The sequence below is a fragment of the Streptomyces sp. NPDC003300 genome (assembly GCF_040610915.1).
Classification (GTDB): domain Bacteria; phylum Actinomycetota; class Actinomycetes; order Streptomycetales; family Streptomycetaceae; genus Actinacidiphila.
Genome location: NZ_JBEXNE010000011.1, coordinates 84,400 through 101,497, shown reverse-complemented (window position 1 = coordinate 101,497; position 17,098 = coordinate 84,400). Strand labels below are relative to the sequence as shown.

At 71.9% G+C, this 17,098-nt stretch carries 16 protein-coding genes; 10 read left to right on the top strand and 6 right to left on the bottom strand.

All coding sequences use genetic code 11. The annotated features are described in order from the left end of the window. Positions 1 to 86: 86 nt before the first annotated feature. A complete protein-coding gene (locus ABZX65_RS18290; protein ID WP_355340384.1) occupies positions 87 to 968 on the bottom strand; it encodes an NAD(P)H-binding protein in 882 nt (293 codons plus the stop codon). Positions 969 to 1,068: 100 nt separating this feature from the next. Here ABZX65_RS18290 and ABZX65_RS18285 point away from each other — a divergent pair, with 100 nt between their 5' ends. The 5 genes from ABZX65_RS18285 (at position 1,069) to ABZX65_RS18265 (ending at position 5,144) form a co-directional block, all read left to right on the top strand. Next, a complete protein-coding gene (locus ABZX65_RS18285; RefSeq protein ID WP_355340381.1) occupies positions 1,069 to 1,437 on the top strand; it encodes a helix-turn-helix domain-containing protein in 369 nt (122 codons plus the stop codon). A gap of 325 nt (positions 1,438 to 1,762) precedes the next feature. After that, on the top strand, positions 1,763 to 2,281 hold the full coding sequence (locus ABZX65_RS18280; RefSeq protein ID WP_355340378.1) for a toxin-antitoxin system HicB family antitoxin: 519 nt from the start codon (positions 1,763 to 1,765) through the stop codon (positions 2,279 to 2,281). A gap of 108 nt (positions 2,282 to 2,389) precedes the next feature. After that, on the top strand, positions 2,390 to 3,244 hold the full coding sequence (locus tag ABZX65_RS18275; RefSeq protein ID WP_355340375.1) for a DUF4097 family beta strand repeat-containing protein: 855 nt from the start codon (positions 2,390 to 2,392) through the stop codon (positions 3,242 to 3,244). Between the two features lie 131 nt (positions 3,245 to 3,375). Then, a complete protein-coding gene (locus ABZX65_RS18270; RefSeq protein WP_355340716.1) occupies positions 3,376 to 4,356 on the top strand; it encodes an ATP-binding cassette domain-containing protein in 981 nt (326 codons plus the stop codon). Further along, positions 4,353 to 5,144: an ABC transporter permease gene (locus tag ABZX65_RS18265; protein WP_355340372.1), complete on the top strand. Its 792-nt coding sequence runs from the start codon at positions 4,353 to 4,355 to the stop codon at positions 5,142 to 5,144. Before ABZX65_RS18270 ends, ABZX65_RS18265 begins: the two co-directional genes overlap by 4 nt. Before the next feature lie 74 nt (positions 5,145 to 5,218). Here ABZX65_RS18265 and ABZX65_RS18260 read toward each other — a convergent pair whose 3' ends face one another. The 3 genes from ABZX65_RS18260 to ABZX65_RS18250 all read right to left on the bottom strand — a co-directional run bounded on the left by ABZX65_RS18260 (position 5,219) and on the right by ABZX65_RS18250 (position 9,097). Continuing rightward, positions 5,219 to 6,283, bottom strand: a complete 1,065-nt coding sequence (locus ABZX65_RS18260) for a 2-oxoacid:ferredoxin oxidoreductase subunit beta (protein ID WP_355340369.1) — start codon at positions 6,281 to 6,283, stop codon at positions 5,219 to 5,221. Continuing rightward, positions 6,276 to 8,231, bottom strand: a complete 1,956-nt coding sequence (locus ABZX65_RS18255; protein WP_355340366.1) for a 2-oxoacid:acceptor oxidoreductase subunit alpha — start codon at positions 8,229 to 8,231, stop codon at positions 6,276 to 6,278. Before ABZX65_RS18255 ends, ABZX65_RS18260 begins: the two co-directional genes overlap by 8 nt. A gap of 206 nt (positions 8,232 to 8,437) precedes the next feature. After that, on the bottom strand, positions 8,438 to 9,097 hold the full coding sequence (locus ABZX65_RS18250) for a response regulator transcription factor (protein WP_355340363.1): 660 nt from the start codon (positions 9,095 to 9,097) through the stop codon (positions 8,438 to 8,440). 159 nt (positions 9,098 to 9,256) lie between these two features. Here ABZX65_RS18250 and ABZX65_RS18245 point away from each other — a divergent pair, with 159 nt between their 5' ends. Beyond that, the gene (locus ABZX65_RS18245; RefSeq protein ID WP_355340360.1) at positions 9,257 to 10,225 is read left to right on the top strand and encodes a zinc-binding dehydrogenase; all 969 of its coding nucleotides are present in this window, start codon (positions 9,257 to 9,259) and stop codon (positions 10,223 to 10,225) included. A gap of 439 nt (positions 10,226 to 10,664) precedes the next feature. On the opposite strand, the gene ABZX65_RS18240 is transcribed toward ABZX65_RS18245, so the two are convergent. Further along, on the bottom strand, positions 10,665 to 12,005 hold the full coding sequence (locus ABZX65_RS18240) for a sensor domain-containing protein (protein WP_355340357.1): 1,341 nt from the start codon (positions 12,003 to 12,005) through the stop codon (positions 10,665 to 10,667). A gap of 213 nt (positions 12,006 to 12,218) precedes the next feature. Then, entirely contained in the window at positions 12,219 to 13,415 is a 1,197-nt protein-coding gene (locus ABZX65_RS18235; RefSeq protein WP_355340354.1) for a sensor domain-containing protein, read from the bottom strand. 227 nt (positions 13,416 to 13,642) lie between these two features. On the opposite strand from ABZX65_RS18235, the gene ABZX65_RS18230 reads away from it, so the two are divergent. The 4 genes from ABZX65_RS18230 to ABZX65_RS18215 are packed head-to-tail and all read left to right on the top strand — an operon-like array spanning position 13,643 to position 17,097. Beyond that, positions 13,643 to 14,032: an NADH-quinone oxidoreductase subunit A gene (locus ABZX65_RS18230; protein WP_188283994.1), complete on the top strand. Its 390-nt coding sequence runs from the start codon at positions 13,643 to 13,645 to the stop codon at positions 14,030 to 14,032. Continuing rightward, entirely contained in the window at positions 14,023 to 14,631 is a 609-nt protein-coding gene (locus ABZX65_RS18225; RefSeq protein WP_355340351.1) for an NADH-quinone oxidoreductase subunit B family protein, read from the top strand. The genes ABZX65_RS18230 and ABZX65_RS18225 overlap by 10 nt, the downstream gene beginning before the upstream one ends. Continuing rightward, positions 14,628 to 16,142, top strand: coding sequence for an NADH-quinone oxidoreductase subunit C (locus ABZX65_RS18220; RefSeq protein ID WP_355340348.1), 1,515 nt, complete (start codon positions 14,628 to 14,630; stop codon positions 16,140 to 16,142). The genes ABZX65_RS18225 and ABZX65_RS18220 overlap by 4 nt, the downstream gene beginning before the upstream one ends. Continuing rightward, positions 16,135 to 17,097, top strand: a complete 963-nt coding sequence (locus ABZX65_RS18215) for a complex I subunit 1 family protein (protein WP_355340345.1) — start codon at positions 16,135 to 16,137, stop codon at positions 17,095 to 17,097. The genes ABZX65_RS18220 and ABZX65_RS18215 overlap by 8 nt, the downstream gene beginning before the upstream one ends. The last annotated feature ends 1 nt before the right edge of the window (position 17,098 follow it).

Genomic DNA, 17,098 nt, shown 5'->3' with positions numbered 1-17,098 from the left:
GGGGGAGGTCCCCGGCCGGAACAGCCGGGGACCTCTGTCGTGTGCGGGGGTGGTGCAGGCCGGGGTCACGCCGGGTCAGGCCGGGGTCACGCCTTGGGCGTGTCCTTGGGCGTGTCCTTGAGGGTGGCGGCCAGGGTCTCGCGGATCGGGGTCGTGGGGCGGCCGATCAGCCGGGACAGCTCGCCGTTGGTGCGCGCGAGCAGGCCGCGCTCGATGGCGTGGTCCACGTCGACCAGGATGGCCGCGAAGTCCGCCGGGACGCCCGCGCCTTCGAGGATCGACTGGCGCGTCTCGGCCGGGACGTTCTTGTACGTGATCTCCCTGCCGGTCAGCTCGGCGACCAGCGCCGCGTACTCGGCGAAGCTCCACGCCGTGTCGCCGCTCAGCTCGTACGCCGTGTTCTCGTGGCCCTCACCGGTCAGGACGGCGGCGGCCGCGGCGGCGTAGTCGGCGCGGGCCGCGCTCGCGACCCGGCCGTCGCCCGCGTTGCCGATGACGGCGCCGTGCTCCAGGACCGGGGCCAGATTCTCGGTCTGGACCTCGCTGTACCAGCCGTTGCGCAGGAACACGTAGGGCAGGCCCGAGGCCAGGATGTACGTCTCGGTCGCCTTGTGCTCGTCCGCCAGCTTCAGGTCGGCGTCCGGGCCGCCGAGGATGCCGGTGTACGCCAGCAGCGCCACGCCCGAGGCCGCCGCCGCGTCCACGACGGCGCTGTGCTGCGCGATGCGGCGGCCGACCTCGCTGCCCGAGATCAGCAGGACCTTGTCGCCCGCGTGGAAGGCGTCCTTCAGCGTCTCGGGGTGGTTGTAGTCCGCGATCCGCAGCTCCACGCCGCGCTCCGCCAGGTCGGCGGCCTTGGCCTCGTCCCGCACGACGGCGGCCACGTCCGTGGCCGGGACCTGCTTGAGCAGCTCGTCGATGACGAGGTGGCCGAGGTGCCCGGTGGCTCCTGTGACGACGATGCTCATGTCTTTTTGCTCCCTGTTTGCGGTGGTCCGGTGTCTTCGGCTCCACCGTACGCCAGGCACTAACTCTTGGAAAGTACCCACCTTGAAGTAAGGTACCGACATGGACGTAAGTTGCCCCGAGCGGCTCATTCTCGAACACGTCACCTCCCGGTGGGGGGTTCTTGTCCTGTGCGAGCTGCTCGACGGGGCGGCGCTGCGCTTCAGTGAGCTGCGGCGTGCCGTCGGCGGGGTCAGCGAGAAGATGCTCACCCAGACGCTGCGCACGCTGGAGCGGGACGGCTTCGTCCTTCGCCGGGCTCTGCCCGTCATCCCGCCGCACGTCACCTACTCCCTGACCCCTCTCGGCCGTGAGGCCGCCGGTCAGGTCCGCGCCCTCTCCGTCTGGACGGCTGCCGCCGTCCCCGCCGTCCTCTCCGCCCGCACCGCCTACGACGCCGCCCACCCCCCGGTCGCCTCGCCGACCCTCTAAGACTCGCCGCGCCCTACCCGGCCCGCCCCCGCCGGGCTTTCAGCCCGAACGCAACCGGGCCTGCCCGACTGGGGCCGGTTTTTTGGCGGTGCCACCGTCGTGGCTGGTCGCGCAGTTCCCCGCGCCCCTGAAGACGGGCCCTTACGTGGCGTGAACGCACGGGGGGGGTGGGCCGGTTTTTTGGCGGTGCCACCGTCGTGGCTGGTCGCGCAGTTCCCCGCGCCCCTGAAGACGGGCCCTTGCGTGGGGGGTGGTGCCACGTGGTGCCAGGGTGGTGTCAGGGAGGGGGTTGCGGGTGGCGCCATGGTGGTGCCACTATGGCGTCATGGACCTGACGCCGTATGTCGAGAATCTGCGCCGCGAGCTGGCGGTGGCCGCCGAAGCCGGAGGCGAAGAAGCGAGGGAGCTGGCGGAGCGCCTGACGGCACCGCTGGAGTCGGCGACGCGGTTGACGATGCTGAATGTGCTGTCGGCGGCGATGGACGAGATCACGCGGGACCTGGCACCGGGCTCGGTGGACGTCCGGCTCCGGGGCCTGGACCCGGACTTCGTGGTGACGCGGCCGTACGCGCAGGAGGAGGCCCCGGCACAGGCGCAGGCCCCGGCGCCGCCCGCACCGGTCGAGGGCGACGACGGCAGCACCGCCAGGGTGAATCTGCGACTGCCGGGCCACCTCAAGGCGCGGGCCGAGGAGGCCGCGACCAGGGAGGGCCTGTCGGTCAACGCCTGGCTGGTGCGAGCCGTCTCGGCGGCGGTCGGCGACGGCGGCGGCCAGCCGCGTACGACGGAGAAGACCCGTACCACCAGAACCGTCGGACAGAGCTTCAAGGGCTGGGTCCGCTAGCCGCGAAGCGCGAGAAGCACGAGAAGCACGAGAAGCGCGAGAAGCACGAGAAGCCCACCGCCTCCCACCTGCGGAGACGTCACAACGACCCAAGAGGACGGGACAACCATGCCTTCTTTCACCCCCTTCGACACCCCGGAACCCATCTCGGTGACGAGCACCGTGGAAGCCGGATCGATCCAGTTCACCGCCGAGGACCGCCTCGACACCCTCGTGGAGGTACGGCCCCGCGACCCGAAGCGGGACCAGGACGTCAAGGCGGCCGAGCAGACCGAAGTGCGCTACTCCGGCGGCCTGTTGACCATCAGGACCCCCAAGGGCCGCCGCCTCATCGGGCCTTCGGGCGCCGTGGACGTGGCGGTCGAACTGCCCACGGGCTCGGCGGTCGAGGTGACCGGCGCGTGGGCGCAGGTGCACGGCGAGGGCAGGCTCGGCGAGGTGCGGGTGAAGGTCTCGGTGGGCGACGTGCGGTTCGACACGACCGGGCCGCTCAATCTGGCCGTGTCGCACGGCAGCGTCACCGTGGACCGGGTCGAGGGCCCGGCCGAGATCGCCACCAGCTCCGGGAGCCTGCGGATCGGCACGGTCGACGGGACCGCCGTGCTGAAGAACTCCAACGGCACCACGACCCTCGCCGCCGTCACCGGCGAACTGCGGGTCAGCGGCACCAACGGCGGCATCGACATCGCGCGCGCCGAGGCGTCGGTCACCGGCACCACGTCCAACGGCCACCTGCGCGTCGCCGAAGTCGTACGCGGCGAGGTCCAGTTGGAGACCTCCAACGGCCCCATCGAGGTCGGCGTCCGCGAGGGCACCGCCGCCTGGCTCGACGTCAGCTCCAGCCACGGGCAGGTGCGCAACAGGCTCCCCGCCTCCGAGGCCCCCGGCCAGAGCGAGGACACCGTCTCGGTCCGCGCCAGGACCAACTGGGGCAACATCGAGATCCTCCGCGCGCGCGGCTGATCCGCCCGCCCTCCCTCGCCACGTACGGCCCGACGCACCGGGCCACTTCACCGCGCACCGCGCGCCCCCCACCCCGCTCCTCTCACCACGCCCCGAAACGGGAGAGCTCCATGCCTTCGTCTGTCATGCCCATGCCCAGAAATGCCCGGGGTGCCGACCCGCGCCCGCCCGCCGTCTCCACCGCCGACCTGCGCAAGTCCTACGGCGACAAGACCGTCCTCGACGGCATCGACCTGCGCATCCCGGCGGGCACCGTCTTCGCGCTGCTCGGCCCCAACGGCGCGGGCAAGACCACCACCGTGCAGATCCTGTCCACCCTCATCTCCGCCGACGGCGGCCACGCCCAGGTCGCGGGCCACGACGTGGCCGGCTCACCGGACGGCGTCCGCGCCGCGATCGGCGTCACCGGACAGTTCGCCGCGCTCGACAACCTGCTCACCGCCGAGGAGAACCTGCTCCTCATGGCCGACCTGCTGCACCTCGGCAGGGCCGAAGGGCGGGCGCGGGCCCAGGAGTTGCTGGCCCGCTTCGACATCGCCGACGTCGCCAAGCAGCGCGCCGCGCTCTTCTCCGGCGGCATGCGGCGTCGCCTGGACCTGGCCATGACGCTGGTCGGCGACCCGAAGGTGATCTTCCTGGACGAGCCGACGACCGGCCTCGACCCGCGCAGCCGCCGCACGATGTGGGACACCGTGCGGTCACTGGTCGCGAGCGGCGTCACCGTCTTCCTCACCACGCAGTACCTGGAGGAGGCCGACCAGTTGGCCGACCGTGTCGCCGTGCTCGACGGCGGCCGGATCGTCGCCGAGGGCACCGCCGACGAGCTGAAGGCGCGTATCCCCGGCAGCCACGTACGCCTGCGGTTCACCGACCCCGAGCAGTACGAACGGGCCGCCGCCGCCGTCCCCGGCGCGGTCCGTGACGACGGGGAGCTGGCCCTGCGCGTGGCGGGCGACGCCGGACTCGACGCGCTGCGCTCGCTGCTCGACCGGCTCGACGCCGCCGGCGTGCGCACCGCCGACTTCTCCGTGCACACCCCCGACCTGGACGACGTCTTCCTCGCCCTGACCGGCGACGGTTCCGCCCCTCACCCCAAGGAGACCTCGCGATGAGCAGCACCCTCACCTACGCCGTGCGCGACTCGACGACGATGCTGCGGCGCAATCTGAAGCACGCGATCCGCTACCCGGCGGTCGGCTTCGGCACGGCCGCGATGCCCATCCTCATGCTGCTGCTGTTCGTGTACGCCTTCGGCGGGTCGATCGGCGCCGGACTCGGGGCGGGCGGCGGCCGGAGCGTGTACCTGGAGTACCTGACGCCCGGCATCCTGATCATGGCGGTGGCCGCCGGGGCCATGTCCACGTCGATCGCGGTCTGCACCGACATGACCGAGGGCATCATCAACCGCTTCCGCACGATGAACATCTCGCGGGCCTCGTTCATGACCGGCCATGTCGTCGGCAGCGTCATCCAGACCATGACCAGCCTCGTGCTGGTCATGGGCGTGGCGCTCGCGGTCGGCTTCCGGCCCGACGCGAGCCCGCTGGAATGGCTGGCGGCGGCCGGGCTGCTCGCCGCCGTCGCCTTCGCGGTGACCTGGCTGTCGGCGGCGCTCGGCCTGATCTCCAAGACGGTCGAGTCGGCGAGCAACAAGCCGCTGCTCGTCCAGTTCCTGCCGTTCCTGGGCTCGGCCTTCGTACCGGCCGACTCGATGTCCCCCGGTCTGCGCTGGTTCGCCGAGTACCAGCCGTTCACGCCGATGACCGAGACCCTGCGCGGGCTGCTGACCGGCTCGGCGATCGGCCACGACGCCTGGATCTCGCTCGCCTGGTGCGCCGGTATCGGCCTGGCCGGGTACCTCTGGTCGCGCTCGCTGTTCAACAGCGGGACCACGCGGTGAGCACGGGAGAGACGGACGAGGGCGGGGCGCGCACCGATGAGGGTGCGCGCCCCGCCCTTGTGCGGTCCCGTGCCTCAGCCGACGACGGTCCAGGTGTCCCGCCCGGTCAGCAGCCCGGCGAGGTCGCCCTTGCCCTGCTGCACCACGGCCTTTTCGAGCTGGTCCGACATCTCCGTGTCGTACACCGGGCGCGTCACGTCCCGCAGCACACCGATCGGCGTGTGGTGGAGCGTGTCGGCGTCCGCCAGCCGCGACAGCGCGAAAGCGGTCGTCGGGGACTGGGTGTGCGCGTCGTGGACGAGCACTCCCGCGCTGCCCTCCACGGTCACGTCGATCACCTTCAGGTCACCGGTCGCCGGGTCGCGTACGACGCCCTTCGAACCGAGACCGTCCTCGGCGGGGGCGCCGAAGCGGATCGGCTGCCCCTGCTCCAGCCGGATCACGGCGTCCTGCGCGGTCTCGCGCTCCTTCAGGACGTCGAAGGCGCCGTCGTTGAAGATGTTGCAGTTCTGGTAGATCTCCACCAGCGCCGTGCCCTCGTGCTCGGCTGCCGCCCGCAGCACCGACTGGAGGTGCTTGCGGTCGGAGTCGATCGTGCGGGCCACGAAGGACGCCTCGGCGCCGATCGCCAGCGACACCGGGTTGAAGGGCGCGTCCAGCGAACCCATCGGCGTCGACTTGGTGATCTTGCCGACCTCGGAGGTGGGGCTGTACTGACCCTTGGTGAGCCCGTAGATCCGGTTGTTGAACAGCAGGATCTTCAGGTTCACATTGCGCCGCAGCGCGTGGATCAGGTGATTGCCGCCGATGGAGAGCGCGTCGCCGTCACCGGTGACGACCCACACGCTCAGGTCGCGGCGCGAGGCGGCGAGCCCCGTCGCGATGGCCGGGGCGCGGCCGTGGATGGAGTGCATGCCGTAGGTGTTCATGTAGTACGGGAAGCGGGACGAGCACCCGATCCCGGACACGAACACCACGTTCTCGCGGGCCAGGCCCAGCTCCGGCATGAAGGACTGGACGGCGGCCAGGATCGCGTAGTCCCCGCAGCCCGGGCACCAGCGCACCTCCTGGTCCGACTTGAAGTCCTTCATGGACTGCTTCGCCTCGGCCTTGGGCACCAGCGACAGCGCCTCAATCATTCGCACTCTCCTCCACGAGGGCCTTCGCGAGCTGTTCCGACTTGAACGGCAACCCGGTGACCTGCGTGTACGAACGGGCGTCGACCAGATACTTGGCGCGCAGCAGGTGGGCGAGCTGGCCGAGGTTCATCTCGGGCACCACGACCTTGTCGTACGCCCGCAGGACCTCACCGAGGTTGGCCGGGAAGGGGTTGAGATGGCGCAGATGGGCCTGCGCGATCGTGCCGCCCTCGCGCCGGATGCGGCGCACGGCCGCGGTGATCGGCCCGTACGTCGAACCCCAGCCGATGACCAGGGTCCGCGCGGCGCCCTCCGGGTCGTCCACGATCAGGTCGGGCACCTTGATGCCGTCGACCTTGGCCTGCCGGGTGCGGGTCATGAAGTCGTGGTTGGCCGGGTCGTACGAGATGTTGCCGGTGCCGTCCTGCTTCTCGATGCCGCCGATGCGGTGTTCGAGGCCGGGCGTGCCGGGCACCGCCCACGGGCGGGCCAGCGTCTCCGGGTCGCGCAGATACGGCCAGAAGTCCTCGGTGCCGTCCTCGGCCGTGTGGTTGGGCCCGGTCGCGAATTGCACCCGCAGGTCGGGCAGGTCCTGGACGTCGGGGACCCGCCACGGCTCCGAGCCGTTGGCGAGATAGCCGTCGGAGAGCAGGAAGACCGGGGTGCGGTACGTGACCGCGATCCTGGCCGCCTCCAGCGCCGCGTCGAAGCAGTCCGCCGCGGTGCTGGGCGCCACGATCGGCACCGGTGCCTCGCCGTTGCGCCCGTACATCGCCTGGAGCAGGTCGGACTGCTCGGTCTTGGTGGGCAGCCCGGTCGAGGGGCCGCCGCGCTGGATGTCGATGATCAGCAGCGGCAGCTCCAGGCTGACGGCGAGCCCGATCGTCTCCGACTTCAGCGCCACACCGGGACCCGAGGTGGTGGTGAGGGCCAGCGACCCGCCGAAGGACGCGCCGAGCGCCGCGCCGATCGCGGCGATCTCGTCCTCGGCCTGGAAGGTGCGGACGCCGAAATTCTTGTGCTTGGACAGCTCGTGCAGGATGTCGGAGGCCGGGGTGATCGGGTACGAGCCGAGGAAGAGCGGCAGTTCGCTCTGCCTGCTCGCGGCGATCAGGCCGTACGACAGCGCCAGATTCCCGGAGATGTTGCGGTAGGTGCCCGCGGGGAAGGCGCTGGAGGCGGGCTGCACCTCGTAGTTGACCGCGAAGTCCTCGGTGGTCTCGCCGAAGTTCCAGCCCGCGCGGAAGGCCGTGACATTGGCCTCCGCGATGTCCGGCTTCTTGGCGAACTTCCTGCGGAGGAAGGACTCGGTGCCCTCGGTCGGCCGGTGGTACATCCACGACAGCAGGCCGAGCGCGAACATGTTCTTCGCCCGTTCGGCGTCCTTGCGCGCCAGGCCGCTGTCCTTGAGCGCCTCGACGGTGAGCGTCGTCAGCGGCACCGGGTGGATCGCGTACGCCTCCAGGGACCCGTCGTCCAACGGGTTGGCGGCGTATCCGACCTTCGCCATCGCGCGCTTGGTGAACTCGTCGGTGTTGACGATGATCTCGGCGCCGCGCGGCAGGTCGGCGACGTTCGCCTTCAGCGCGGCCGGGTTCATCGCGACCAGCACGTCGGGCGCGTCGCCGGGCGTGAGGATGTCGTGGTCCGCGAAGTGGAGCTGGAACGACGACACGCCCGGCAGGGTGCCTGCGGGGGCCCGGATCTCGGCCGGGAAGTTCGGCAGCGTCGAGAGATCGTTCCCGAAGGACGCGGTCTCCGAGGTGAAACGGTCCCCGGTGAGCTGCATTCCGTCCCCGGAGTCACCGGCGAACCGGATGATCACCCGGTCGAGGCGTTTCGTCTCTTTCGCCGGTTTGCGCTGTTCGCCCAGGACATCGCCGATCACCGGCGGATGCGCGGGCTGCTCCGTGGGCACGGGGCTGCTGCTGCTGACCTGGCTGGTCACTGAAACGGACCTCCCTAGAGGCGGCGGCTCACCGGTCATCGTACGTCGGTAAGGGTCGCCTTCCCCGTACGTCCCGGAATGTGGATGCGGGAGCGCGGCCCCGACCTGCGGACTGCCGGACATGTGTGTGGCGTGTGCAGGTAACGGCGCGGTGCCCGTGAGGCCCGCGCCGTCAGGCGTCTGCTGTGAGACAGAGTGTCAACAGATCAGGAGTTCAGATAGGTGAGCACCGCCAGGACGCGACGGTGATCCCCGTCACTCGGCGCCAGGCCCAGCTTCAGGAAGATGTTGCTGACGTGCTTCTCCACCGCGCCGTCGCTCACCACGAGCTGCTTGGCCACCGCCGAATTCGTCCGGCCCTCCGCCATCAGCCCCAGCACCTCGCGCTCGCGCGGCGTCAGCCCCGCCAGCACGTCCTGCTTGCGGCTGCGGCCCAGGAGCTGCGCGACCACCTCGGGGTCCAGCGCCGTGCCGCCCTCGGCGACCCGCACCACCGCGTCCACGAACTCGCGGACCTCGGCCACCCGGTCCTTGAGCAGATACCCCACCCCGCGGCTGCTGCCCGCCAGCAGCTCGGTCGCGTACTGCTCCTCCACGTACTGCGACAGCACCAGCACGCCCACGCCGGGGTGGTCCCGGCGCAGCTGCACCGCCGCCCGCACCCCCTCGTCGGTGTGCGTCGGCGGCATCCGTACGTCCGCCACCACCACGTCGGGGGCCGCGCCCTCGTCCGCCAGCTCCCGTACGACCTTGATCAGCGCCTCGGCGTCACCGACGCCGGCCACCACATCGTGACCGCGATCGGTCAGCAATCGGGTCAGTCCCTCCCGAAGCAGCACCGAATCCTCGGCGATGACCACCCGCACCCTGTCCTCCACCCGTTCCAGCCCCCCACATCCGACCCTGTCTTCCCCAGCATCCCAGCAACGACGCGCTGATGGGGAATACGGTTCCGGTGGGCAAGGTTGCGCCCGGAAGGTCGGCGGGGGTCGCGCGTCAGCGGCTCACAGGCAAGAGGAGAGCGTGTGCGCGCGGTCGGATTCGACGTCAACGGTGGCCCGGAAGTGCTCCGGCCGGTGGAAATCCCCGTCCCGGAACCGGGCCCCGGGCAGGTGCTGATCCAGGTCGCGTACGCGGGCGTCAACCACGGCGAGGTGCTGCACCGGCTCGGCGACTACGGTCCGCCGGACGGGATCGCCGTGCCCGGCCTCGAGGTCTCCGGCGAGATCGCCGCGCTCGGCGCGGGCGTCACCGGGCTCGCCGTCGGCGACCCCGTCGCCGCCTATCTGCCCGACGGCGGCGGATACGCCGAATACGCGGTCGCGCCCGCCGACTTCGCCTTCCCGCTCGACGGGATCTCCCTCCGGGACGGGGGCGGGGCGGCGCTCGTCCTCACCACCGCGTACGGGGTGCTCGCCGGGGCCGCGCGGCTCACCGCGGGGGACACCGTCCTCATCCACGCCGCCGCGGGCGGGGTCGGCTCGGTCGCCGCGCAGATCGCCCGCGCGCTGGGGGCCGCCGCCGTGTACGGGACGGTCCGCACGGCCGAGAAGGCCGAGTACGCGAAACGTTTCGGCTACGACGCGGTGCTGCTGCGCGAGACCTTCGCCGAGGAGCTGGCCGCCGCCCGCACCGAGATCGACGTGCTGCTCGACCCCATCGGCGGGGGGACGCGGCTGGCCGGGCTCTCCCTTCTGGCCCCCTTCGGCCGTCTGGTCGCCTACGGCGAGGCCGCCCGGCAGCCCGACCTCACGCTGCCCGTGCTCCCCTTCTCCGAGCGCAACCGCGCTCTCACCGGCTACTCCATCCACGACCTCGCGCTCCGCGCCCCGGCCGTTCTGCGCGGCCACGCCCTCGCCGCCCTCTCCCTCCTGGCCTCCGGAGCCATTCGGCTCGACATCACCGCCGAGTTGTCGCTTGCCGCGGCCTTCCAAGCCCATCAAGCCCTCCAGGCCGGCACCAACCGCGGCAAAGTCCTCCTCACCCTGACCTAGCCGCCCCCTGCCGGGGGGCCGCCGATCTCTGCGGTTCCTTTGCCGGGGGCGCGGGGAACTGCGCGCTCAGCCCGCGCGGACCGCCTTGGACGGAGGCAGGGCCGGGGTCTTGGAGGGGCGAGCCGTTTTGGGCGGGCCGGCCACGTGTTTTTTGGGGGCGCGGGGAACTGCGCGCTCAGCCCGCGCGGTGGTGCGCCTTTGAGAACCGGCCCCGGTGGGGCAGATGCGGTTTTGTTCGGGCTGAAAGCCCGGTGGGGGCTGGTCGCGCAGTTCCCCGCGCCCCTGAAAAGATCGGCGCACCGCCTTGCGTGGGGGCTGGTCGCGCAGTTCCCCGCGGCCCTGGAAGGGGCGGCGGACCGCCTTGGGTGGAGGCGAGGTAGCAGGGGTTGCGCACCTGGGGCGGGGCGCGGGGAGGGGTAAGGGGGCCGGCCCGGAGGGGTTAGACGCGCCAGGGGAGTTCGGTGGTGATGTGGGTGGGGCCACCGGGCGGCGAGGCCACGGCGAGGACACCGTCGACGGAGTCGAGCCGCTCGGCGAGCCCGGCGAGCCCGGCGAGCCCGGACCCACCGGACACGGCGGCGCCCCCGCGCCCGTTGTCGGACACCTGCATCATGAGCCGGTCACCGACCCGCCACACCTCCACGGTCGCGCGCGAAGCGCCACTGTGCTTGCTGACGTTCTGCAGCAGCTCGGACACCGTGAAATAGGCGATGCCCTCAATGGCCGGCACCGGCCGCGCCGGCAAATCGACGGTCACGGCGACCGGCACGGTGCAGCGCGACGCGACCGACGACAGGGCCGCGTCCAGCCCGCGGTCGGTGAGGATCGCCGGGTGGATGCCCCGCGCCAGATCCCGCAGCTCCTGAAGCGCGATCTTCACCTCCCCGTGCGCCTCCTCGACCATCACGGCCCCGGCCGACGGATCTTCGAGCAGCTTCTCCTTGGCCAGGCCCAGGTCCATCGCCAGCGCCACCAGCCGCGCCTGCGCCCCGTCGTGCAGGTCGCGCTCGATGCGCCGCAGGTCCGCCGCCGCCGTGTCGACCACGACCCCGCGGTCCGACTCCAGCTCGGTGACCCGCTCCGCCAGCCGCGAAGGCCCGAGCAGACCGCTCACCAGAATCCGGTCCACGTGCGCCATGCCCCGGTAGACCCACGGGCTGCTCAGCACGAGCGCGCCGCCGACCACGACGCACAGCAGCATGTCGGCCGGGGTGTGCAGCCACCAGCCGTGCCCGTGCCCGTCGCCGTACATCTGGAGGCCGTCCTGCCCGAAGTAGACCGGGAAGACCCAGCGCCACAGCGGATACGTCAACAGGCCCCAGCCGTACGTGAAGAAGCTGATGGCGACGGAGAAGGTGAAGATCCCCCACGGGAAGTGGACCAGGGTGTAGGCGGCGTGCCGCCAGTTGACACCGCTGCCGAGCTGCGCACCGAGCCGGGACAGGAAACCGCCGTTCCTGCCGCGCACCGGCCGCGGGTCCTCCACGTCCAGCCAGAGCAGCGACCGCGCGCGGGCCCGCTCCACGGCGCCGATCGCGCGGCAGCCGCCGAGCGCGAGCACGAGCACCGGCAGCCCGATGAAGGTGACCAGCAGCCCGGCGCCGAGCGAGAACATCGTCACGGTCCAGACGAAGCCGACGATGCACATCGGCAGATTGATCAGCAGGTAGGCGAACTCGCGCCAGGCGCGTGCCTCGACCGGCGCGCGCAGCGCCGTCGGCAGGCGGTGCTCGCGCTCGCGCTCGTGCGCGCGCTCGGCGGGCGGGAAGCCGTAAGCCATGGTCGGTCCGTCCTCTCTGCTTTTCTCTGTGACTCCATGCTGGCCGGTGCGTGCACCCATCCCCATGGTGCGGATCGGCGTCTTGGGGGTGGGGCTAGCCCTACCGCCCCGGCTTCCGCGCTCAGCGCCCCGCTCGGTGCTTGACTCCGCTCAGCGCTCGGCCGCGCTCAGCGCCTGGCTCGGTGCTTGGCTCCGCTCAGCGCCTGGCTCCGCTCAGCGCCTGGCCCCGGCCTTGCGGAACTCCCGGTCGCGCCACGGCAGTTCGGCCGTGACCACGGTCGGCCCCGCCTCCGGTGAGCTGACCACGAAGAGCCCGTCCACCGACCGCAGCCGTTCGCCGAGCCCGGCCAGACCCGTACCGCCCGACACGTCCGCGCCGCCGCGCCCGTCGTCCCGTACCTGCACCATCAGCCGGTCGTCGGCGCGCCACACGTCCACCGAGGCGTGCCGTGCCCTGCTGTGCTTGCTGACGTTCTGCAACAGCTCGGAGACCGTGAAGTACGCGATCCCCTCGATCGCCTCCGCGGGCCGCGCGGGCAGGTCCACGGTCACCGCGACCGGCACCGTGCAGCGCGACGCGACCGACGACAGGGCCGCGTCCAGGCCGCGGTCGGTGAGGATCGCCGGATGGATGCCGCGCGCCAGATCCCGCAGCTCCTGAAGGGCCACCTTCACCTCGCCGTGCGCCTCGCCCACCATCTTGGCCGCCGCCTCCGGGTCCTCCAGCAGCTTCTCCTTGGCCAGGCCCAGGTCCATCGCCAGCGCCACCAGCCGCGCCTGCGCCCCGTCGTGCAGGTCGCGCTCGATCCGCCGCAGGTCCGCCGCCGCCGTGTCGACCACGACCCCGCGGTCCGACTCCAGCTCCTCGATCCGCCGCTCCAGTTCGTCCGACGGCTGGAGCAGCCCGCGGACCATCGCCCGGTCGACCATCGTCAGCCCGCGCGCCAGGAACGGCAGCACCGGCCACAGCACGAACAGCGAGACCAGCGTCAAGGTGAAGGTGAGGATGCCCCACGGCAGCCGGATGCCGTAATAGAGGGCGTGCCGCCACGCCACCGGGTCCTTCAGCGACGCCCACAGCCACGGCAGGAAACCGAAGGTGCCCCGCTTCAGCGGGCGCGGCTCGTCGATGTGCACGCCCAGCAGGTCGCGCGCCCGGCTCCGCTCCACCCGCCCCAGCAGCCGGCACCCGGCGAGTCCGTACGCCAGCAGGGGCAACCCGATCACCGTCACCGACAGGCCGAGGCCCACCGTCACGACCGTCACGACGTAGACGAAGCCGATGATCGACACCGGCAGATTCAGCAGCAGATACCCGATCTCCCGCCACGTCACGCGGTCGTACGCGAAGCGCACGGGTGGCAGCGGGGCGGGGGCGGCGGGCTGACGGGACGCGGGCGAGGTGTTCATGAGTCCAGCCTGCCGGGGAAGCGGCGGGGCGCGCCATGGGGTGCGTAGGTCAGGCGGCGGTGGGGTTATCCCCCGGTACGGGCGAGGGCGTGCGACGGGGCCGCCGCCGATGCGCGCACCGGTGCCCGCACGGGGGGCGTGCGCCTGTGAGGCCAGGGCCTAGACTCCCTCCCGTATAGATCGTCTAAAGAGATCCACAAGGATCGCTGGACACCACCGGTCAACGAGTGAACGAGGGGCGGACGGACGTGGACTACTTCCACGGCTACTCGGTCGTCGGCCTGGTCGCGGTCGTCGGTGTGCTCTTCGTGACCGTCGCCTTCGCGTCCGGCCGCCTGCTGCGGCCCGTCGTGCCGACGCGCGAGAAGATGCTCACGTACGAGTGCGGGGTCGACCCGGTCGGCGAGGGCTGGGCGCACACCCAGGTCAAGTACTACGTGTACTCCTTCCTCTACGTCATCTTCGCGGTCGACGCGATCTTCCTGTTCCCGTGGGCCACGGTCTTCGCCGCGCCCGGCTTCGGCGCGACGACGCTGGTGGAGATGTTCGTCTTCATCGGCTTCCTCGCGATCGGGCTGCTCTACGCATGGAAGAAGGGCGTCCTCGAATGGACGTGAACCCGCAGGCGATTCCCGAGGCCCCTGCGCAGGACCTTCCCGAGCCGCGCCGTCTCGGCGTGCTGTCCCGGCTGGCGCCGGAGCCGATGAAGGTGGTGCTCAACTGGGGCCGCCGCTACAGCCTGTGGGTCTTCAACTTCGGCCTCGCCTGCTGCGCCATCGAGTTCATCGCCGCGTCGATGTCCCGGCACGACTTCATCCGGCTGGGCGTCATCCCCTTCGCGCCGGGACCGCGCCAGGCCGACCTCATGGTCGTCTCCGGCACCGTCACCGACAAGATGGCGCCCGCCGTCAAGCGCCTGTACGAGCAGATGCCCGAGCCGAAGTACGTCATCTCCTTCGGCGCGTGCTCCAACTGCGGCGGCCCCTACTGGGACTCGTACTCCGTCACCAAGGGCGTCGACCAGATCATCCCCGTCGACGTCTACGTGCCCGGCTGCCCGCCGCGCCCCGAAGCGCTCCTCCAGGGCATCCTCAAGCTCCAGGAGAAGATCGCGCGCGAGTCGCTGGCGGAGCGGTACGGCTCCGCCGCGGGCCCGCGCCCGTCCGTCGCCGCCTTGACGAGCGGCCTCGTCACTCCGCCGGAGGGGCCGAGGTGACCGGTTGGCTGCCGCGGGAGGCCGCGGAGATCTTCGGCGAGGGCGCCGTCGCGCAGGAGGCGTACGACCTCCTGACCGTCGATGTGCCCGCCGGTGAGTGGGTCGCCTCGCTCACGGCCGCGCGGGACGCCCTCGGCTGCACGTACTTCGACTGGCTGAGCGCCGTCGACGAGCCCGGCACCGGCTTCCGGGTCTGCGCGCACGTCGTCGCGCTGGACGGCGGCGTCCGGCGGCTGCTGCTGCGGACGACCGTGCCGCACGAAGCGCCCGTCCTCGCCACCGCCACCGGCGTCTACGCGGGCGCGGCGTGGCACGAACGCGAGACCCACGAGATGTTCGGCGTCGACTTCACCGGGCACCCGGGCCTCGCGCCGCTCCTGCTCCCCGACGAGTTCGAGGGGCACCCTCTCCGCAAGGACTTCGTCCTCGCCGCCCGCGTCGCCAAGGCGTGGCCCGGTGCCAAGGAGCCCGGCGAGTCCCACGACGGCGGCCCCAAGCGCCGCCAGATGCAGCCCCCCGGCGTCCCCGACCCCAACGACTGGGGCCCCCAAAAAGGCCAACTCCCCCCGCCCCCCGCCCGCCCCGCCCGCGGCCCCCGCCCAACGGCCCCCCCGGCCGACCGCCCGGCGCGTACAACCCCGTCGGCCGACCGCCCGGCCCGCCGCACCCGCAGCGTGACCGAAGGCTCCACCAGCCAAACCCCTGCCGGTAGCCCCGCCAACCAACCCCCTGCCGGGGCCCCCTCCGGCGACACCCCCGCGCCCCCACGCAAGCGCGTCCCCGACGCCCCATGGGAACAACCCCCGGGCGCCACCCCTGCGGGGCGCGGCGACGCTGCGCCGACCAAGAAGCCCGCCGCAAGCGAACCGCCCGCCCCAGGCGGCACCTCCGCCGACGGCGGCGAGCCCGCGCAGTCGGCGAAGCCTGCCGCTGGCGGCAGCTCCGCTGCGGGTAGCGAGCCCGCGTCGTCCGACGAGCCCGCCGTAGGCGAGACGCCCGCTGCAAGCGAGAAGCTCGCCGCAGGCGAATCGCCCGCCGGAAGCGAACCGCCCGCCGTAGGCGAGGGGCCCGCCGCAGGTGGCACCCGCGCCGGGGGTGGCGGACCCGCGCCGTCGGAGAAGCCTGCCGTTGGCGGCAGATCCGTTGCGGGTAGTGAGCCCGCGTCGTCCGACGAGCCCGCCGCAGGCGAGAGGCCCACCGCAGGTGGCACCCCCGCTCGGGGTGGTGGGTCCGCGTCGTCCGACGAGCCCGCCGCAGGCGAATCGCCCGCTGCGAGCGAACCGCCCGCTGCGAGCGAGAAGCCGGCCGCAGGTGGCACCCCCGCTCGGGGTGGTGAGCCCGCGTCGTCCGACGAGGCCGCCGCAGGCGAGACGCCCGCTGCAAGCGAACCGCCCGCTGCGAGCGAGAAGCCCACCGCAGGTGGAACCCCCGGTCGGGGTGGTGGGTCCGCGTCGTCTGACGAGCGCGCCGCAGGCGAAGACGGTGGGCGGGGAGGTGAGGGGCGTGGGTGACGTGGTGGACGTCGGGCTGCGGCTTGTGGGCGTGCTCGTTGTGTTCCTGGTGTTTCCGCTGGTGGTGGGGCAGGCGGAGCACAAGGTGATGGCGCATATGCAGGGCCGATTGGGGCCGATGTATGCGGGCGGGTTCCACGGGTGGGCCCAACTGGTGGCGGACGGAGTCAAGTTCGCGCAGAAGGAAGACGTGGTTCCGGCCGACGCGGACCGGCGGATCTTCCAACTCGCCCCCGCCGTCGCGCTCCTGCCCTACCTCGTCGTGCTGATCGCGATCCCGGTGGGACCGCACGGCTTCGTCGGCCAGGCCCTGGACGCGGGCCTGATCTTCGTCCTGGCCATGATGGGCATCGGCGTGCTCGGCTCGCTGATGGCGGGCTGGGCGTCGGCGAACAAGTTCTCCCTGCTCGGCGGCCTGCGCACGGCGGCGCAACTGATGGCGTACGAGCTGCCGATGCTGCTCACCGCCGCGTCGGTCGCGATGGCGGCGGGCACGCTGTCACTGCCGGGCATCGTGGGGGAGTACCACTGGTGGTGGACCCCCTGGCAGCTCATCGGCGGCCTCGTGTTCTTCACGGCGGGCCTCGCCGAGCTGCAACGGCCCCCGTTCGACATGCCGGTGGCCGACTCCGAGATCATCTTCGGCGCGTACACCGAATACACCGGCCTGCGCTTCGCCCTGTTCCTGCTCGCCGAGTACGCGGGCATCGTCGTGCTGTGCGCCCTGACCACGGTGCTGTTCCTCGGCGGCTGGCACGGCCCCTGGTCCGGCAGCGTCGGCTGGCTGTGGACGCTGGTCAAGACCGGCCTGCTGGCCTTCGTCGTGATCTGGCTGCGGGTCAGCTACCCGCGCCTTCGCGAGGACCAGCTCCAGAAACTCGCCTGGACCGTACTCATCCCGCTCGCCCTCGCCCAGATCGCCCTGACCGGCGTCGTCAAGGTGGTGATCTCCTAGC

Excerpts from the sequence above, each read along its gene's own strand:
- ABZX65_RS18290 (WP_355340384.1), bottom strand. The coding sequence starts at position 968 with ATGAGCATCGTCGTCACAGGAGCCACCGGGCACCTCGGCCACCTCGTC.
- ABZX65_RS18285 (WP_355340381.1), top strand. The coding sequence starts at position 1,069 with ATGGACGTAAGTTGCCCCGAGCGGCTCATTCTCGAACACGTCACCTCC.
- ABZX65_RS18280 (WP_355340378.1), top strand. The coding sequence starts at position 1,763 with ATGGACCTGACGCCGTATGTCGAGAATCTGCGCCGCGAGCTGGCGGTG.
- ABZX65_RS18275 (WP_355340375.1), top strand. The coding sequence starts at position 2,390 with ATGCCTTCTTTCACCCCCTTCGACACCCCGGAACCCATCTCGGTGACG.
- ABZX65_RS18270 (WP_355340716.1), top strand. The coding sequence starts at position 3,376 with ATGCCCAGAAATGCCCGGGGTGCCGACCCGCGCCCGCCCGCCGTCTCC.
- ABZX65_RS18265 (WP_355340372.1), top strand. The coding sequence starts at position 4,353 with ATGAGCAGCACCCTCACCTACGCCGTGCGCGACTCGACGACGATGCTG.
- ABZX65_RS18260 (WP_355340369.1), bottom strand. The coding sequence starts at position 6,283 with ATGATTGAGGCGCTGTCGCTGGTGCCCAAGGCCGAGGCGAAGCAGTCC.
- ABZX65_RS18240 (WP_355340357.1), bottom strand. The coding sequence starts at position 12,005 with ATGGCTTACGGCTTCCCGCCCGCCGAGCGCGCGCACGAGCGCGAGCGC.
- ABZX65_RS18235 (WP_355340354.1), bottom strand. The coding sequence starts at position 13,415 with ATGAACACCTCGCCCGCGTCCCGTCAGCCCGCCGCCCCCGCCCCGCTG.
- ABZX65_RS18225 (WP_355340351.1), top strand. The coding sequence starts at position 14,023 with ATGGACGTGAACCCGCAGGCGATTCCCGAGGCCCCTGCGCAGGACCTT.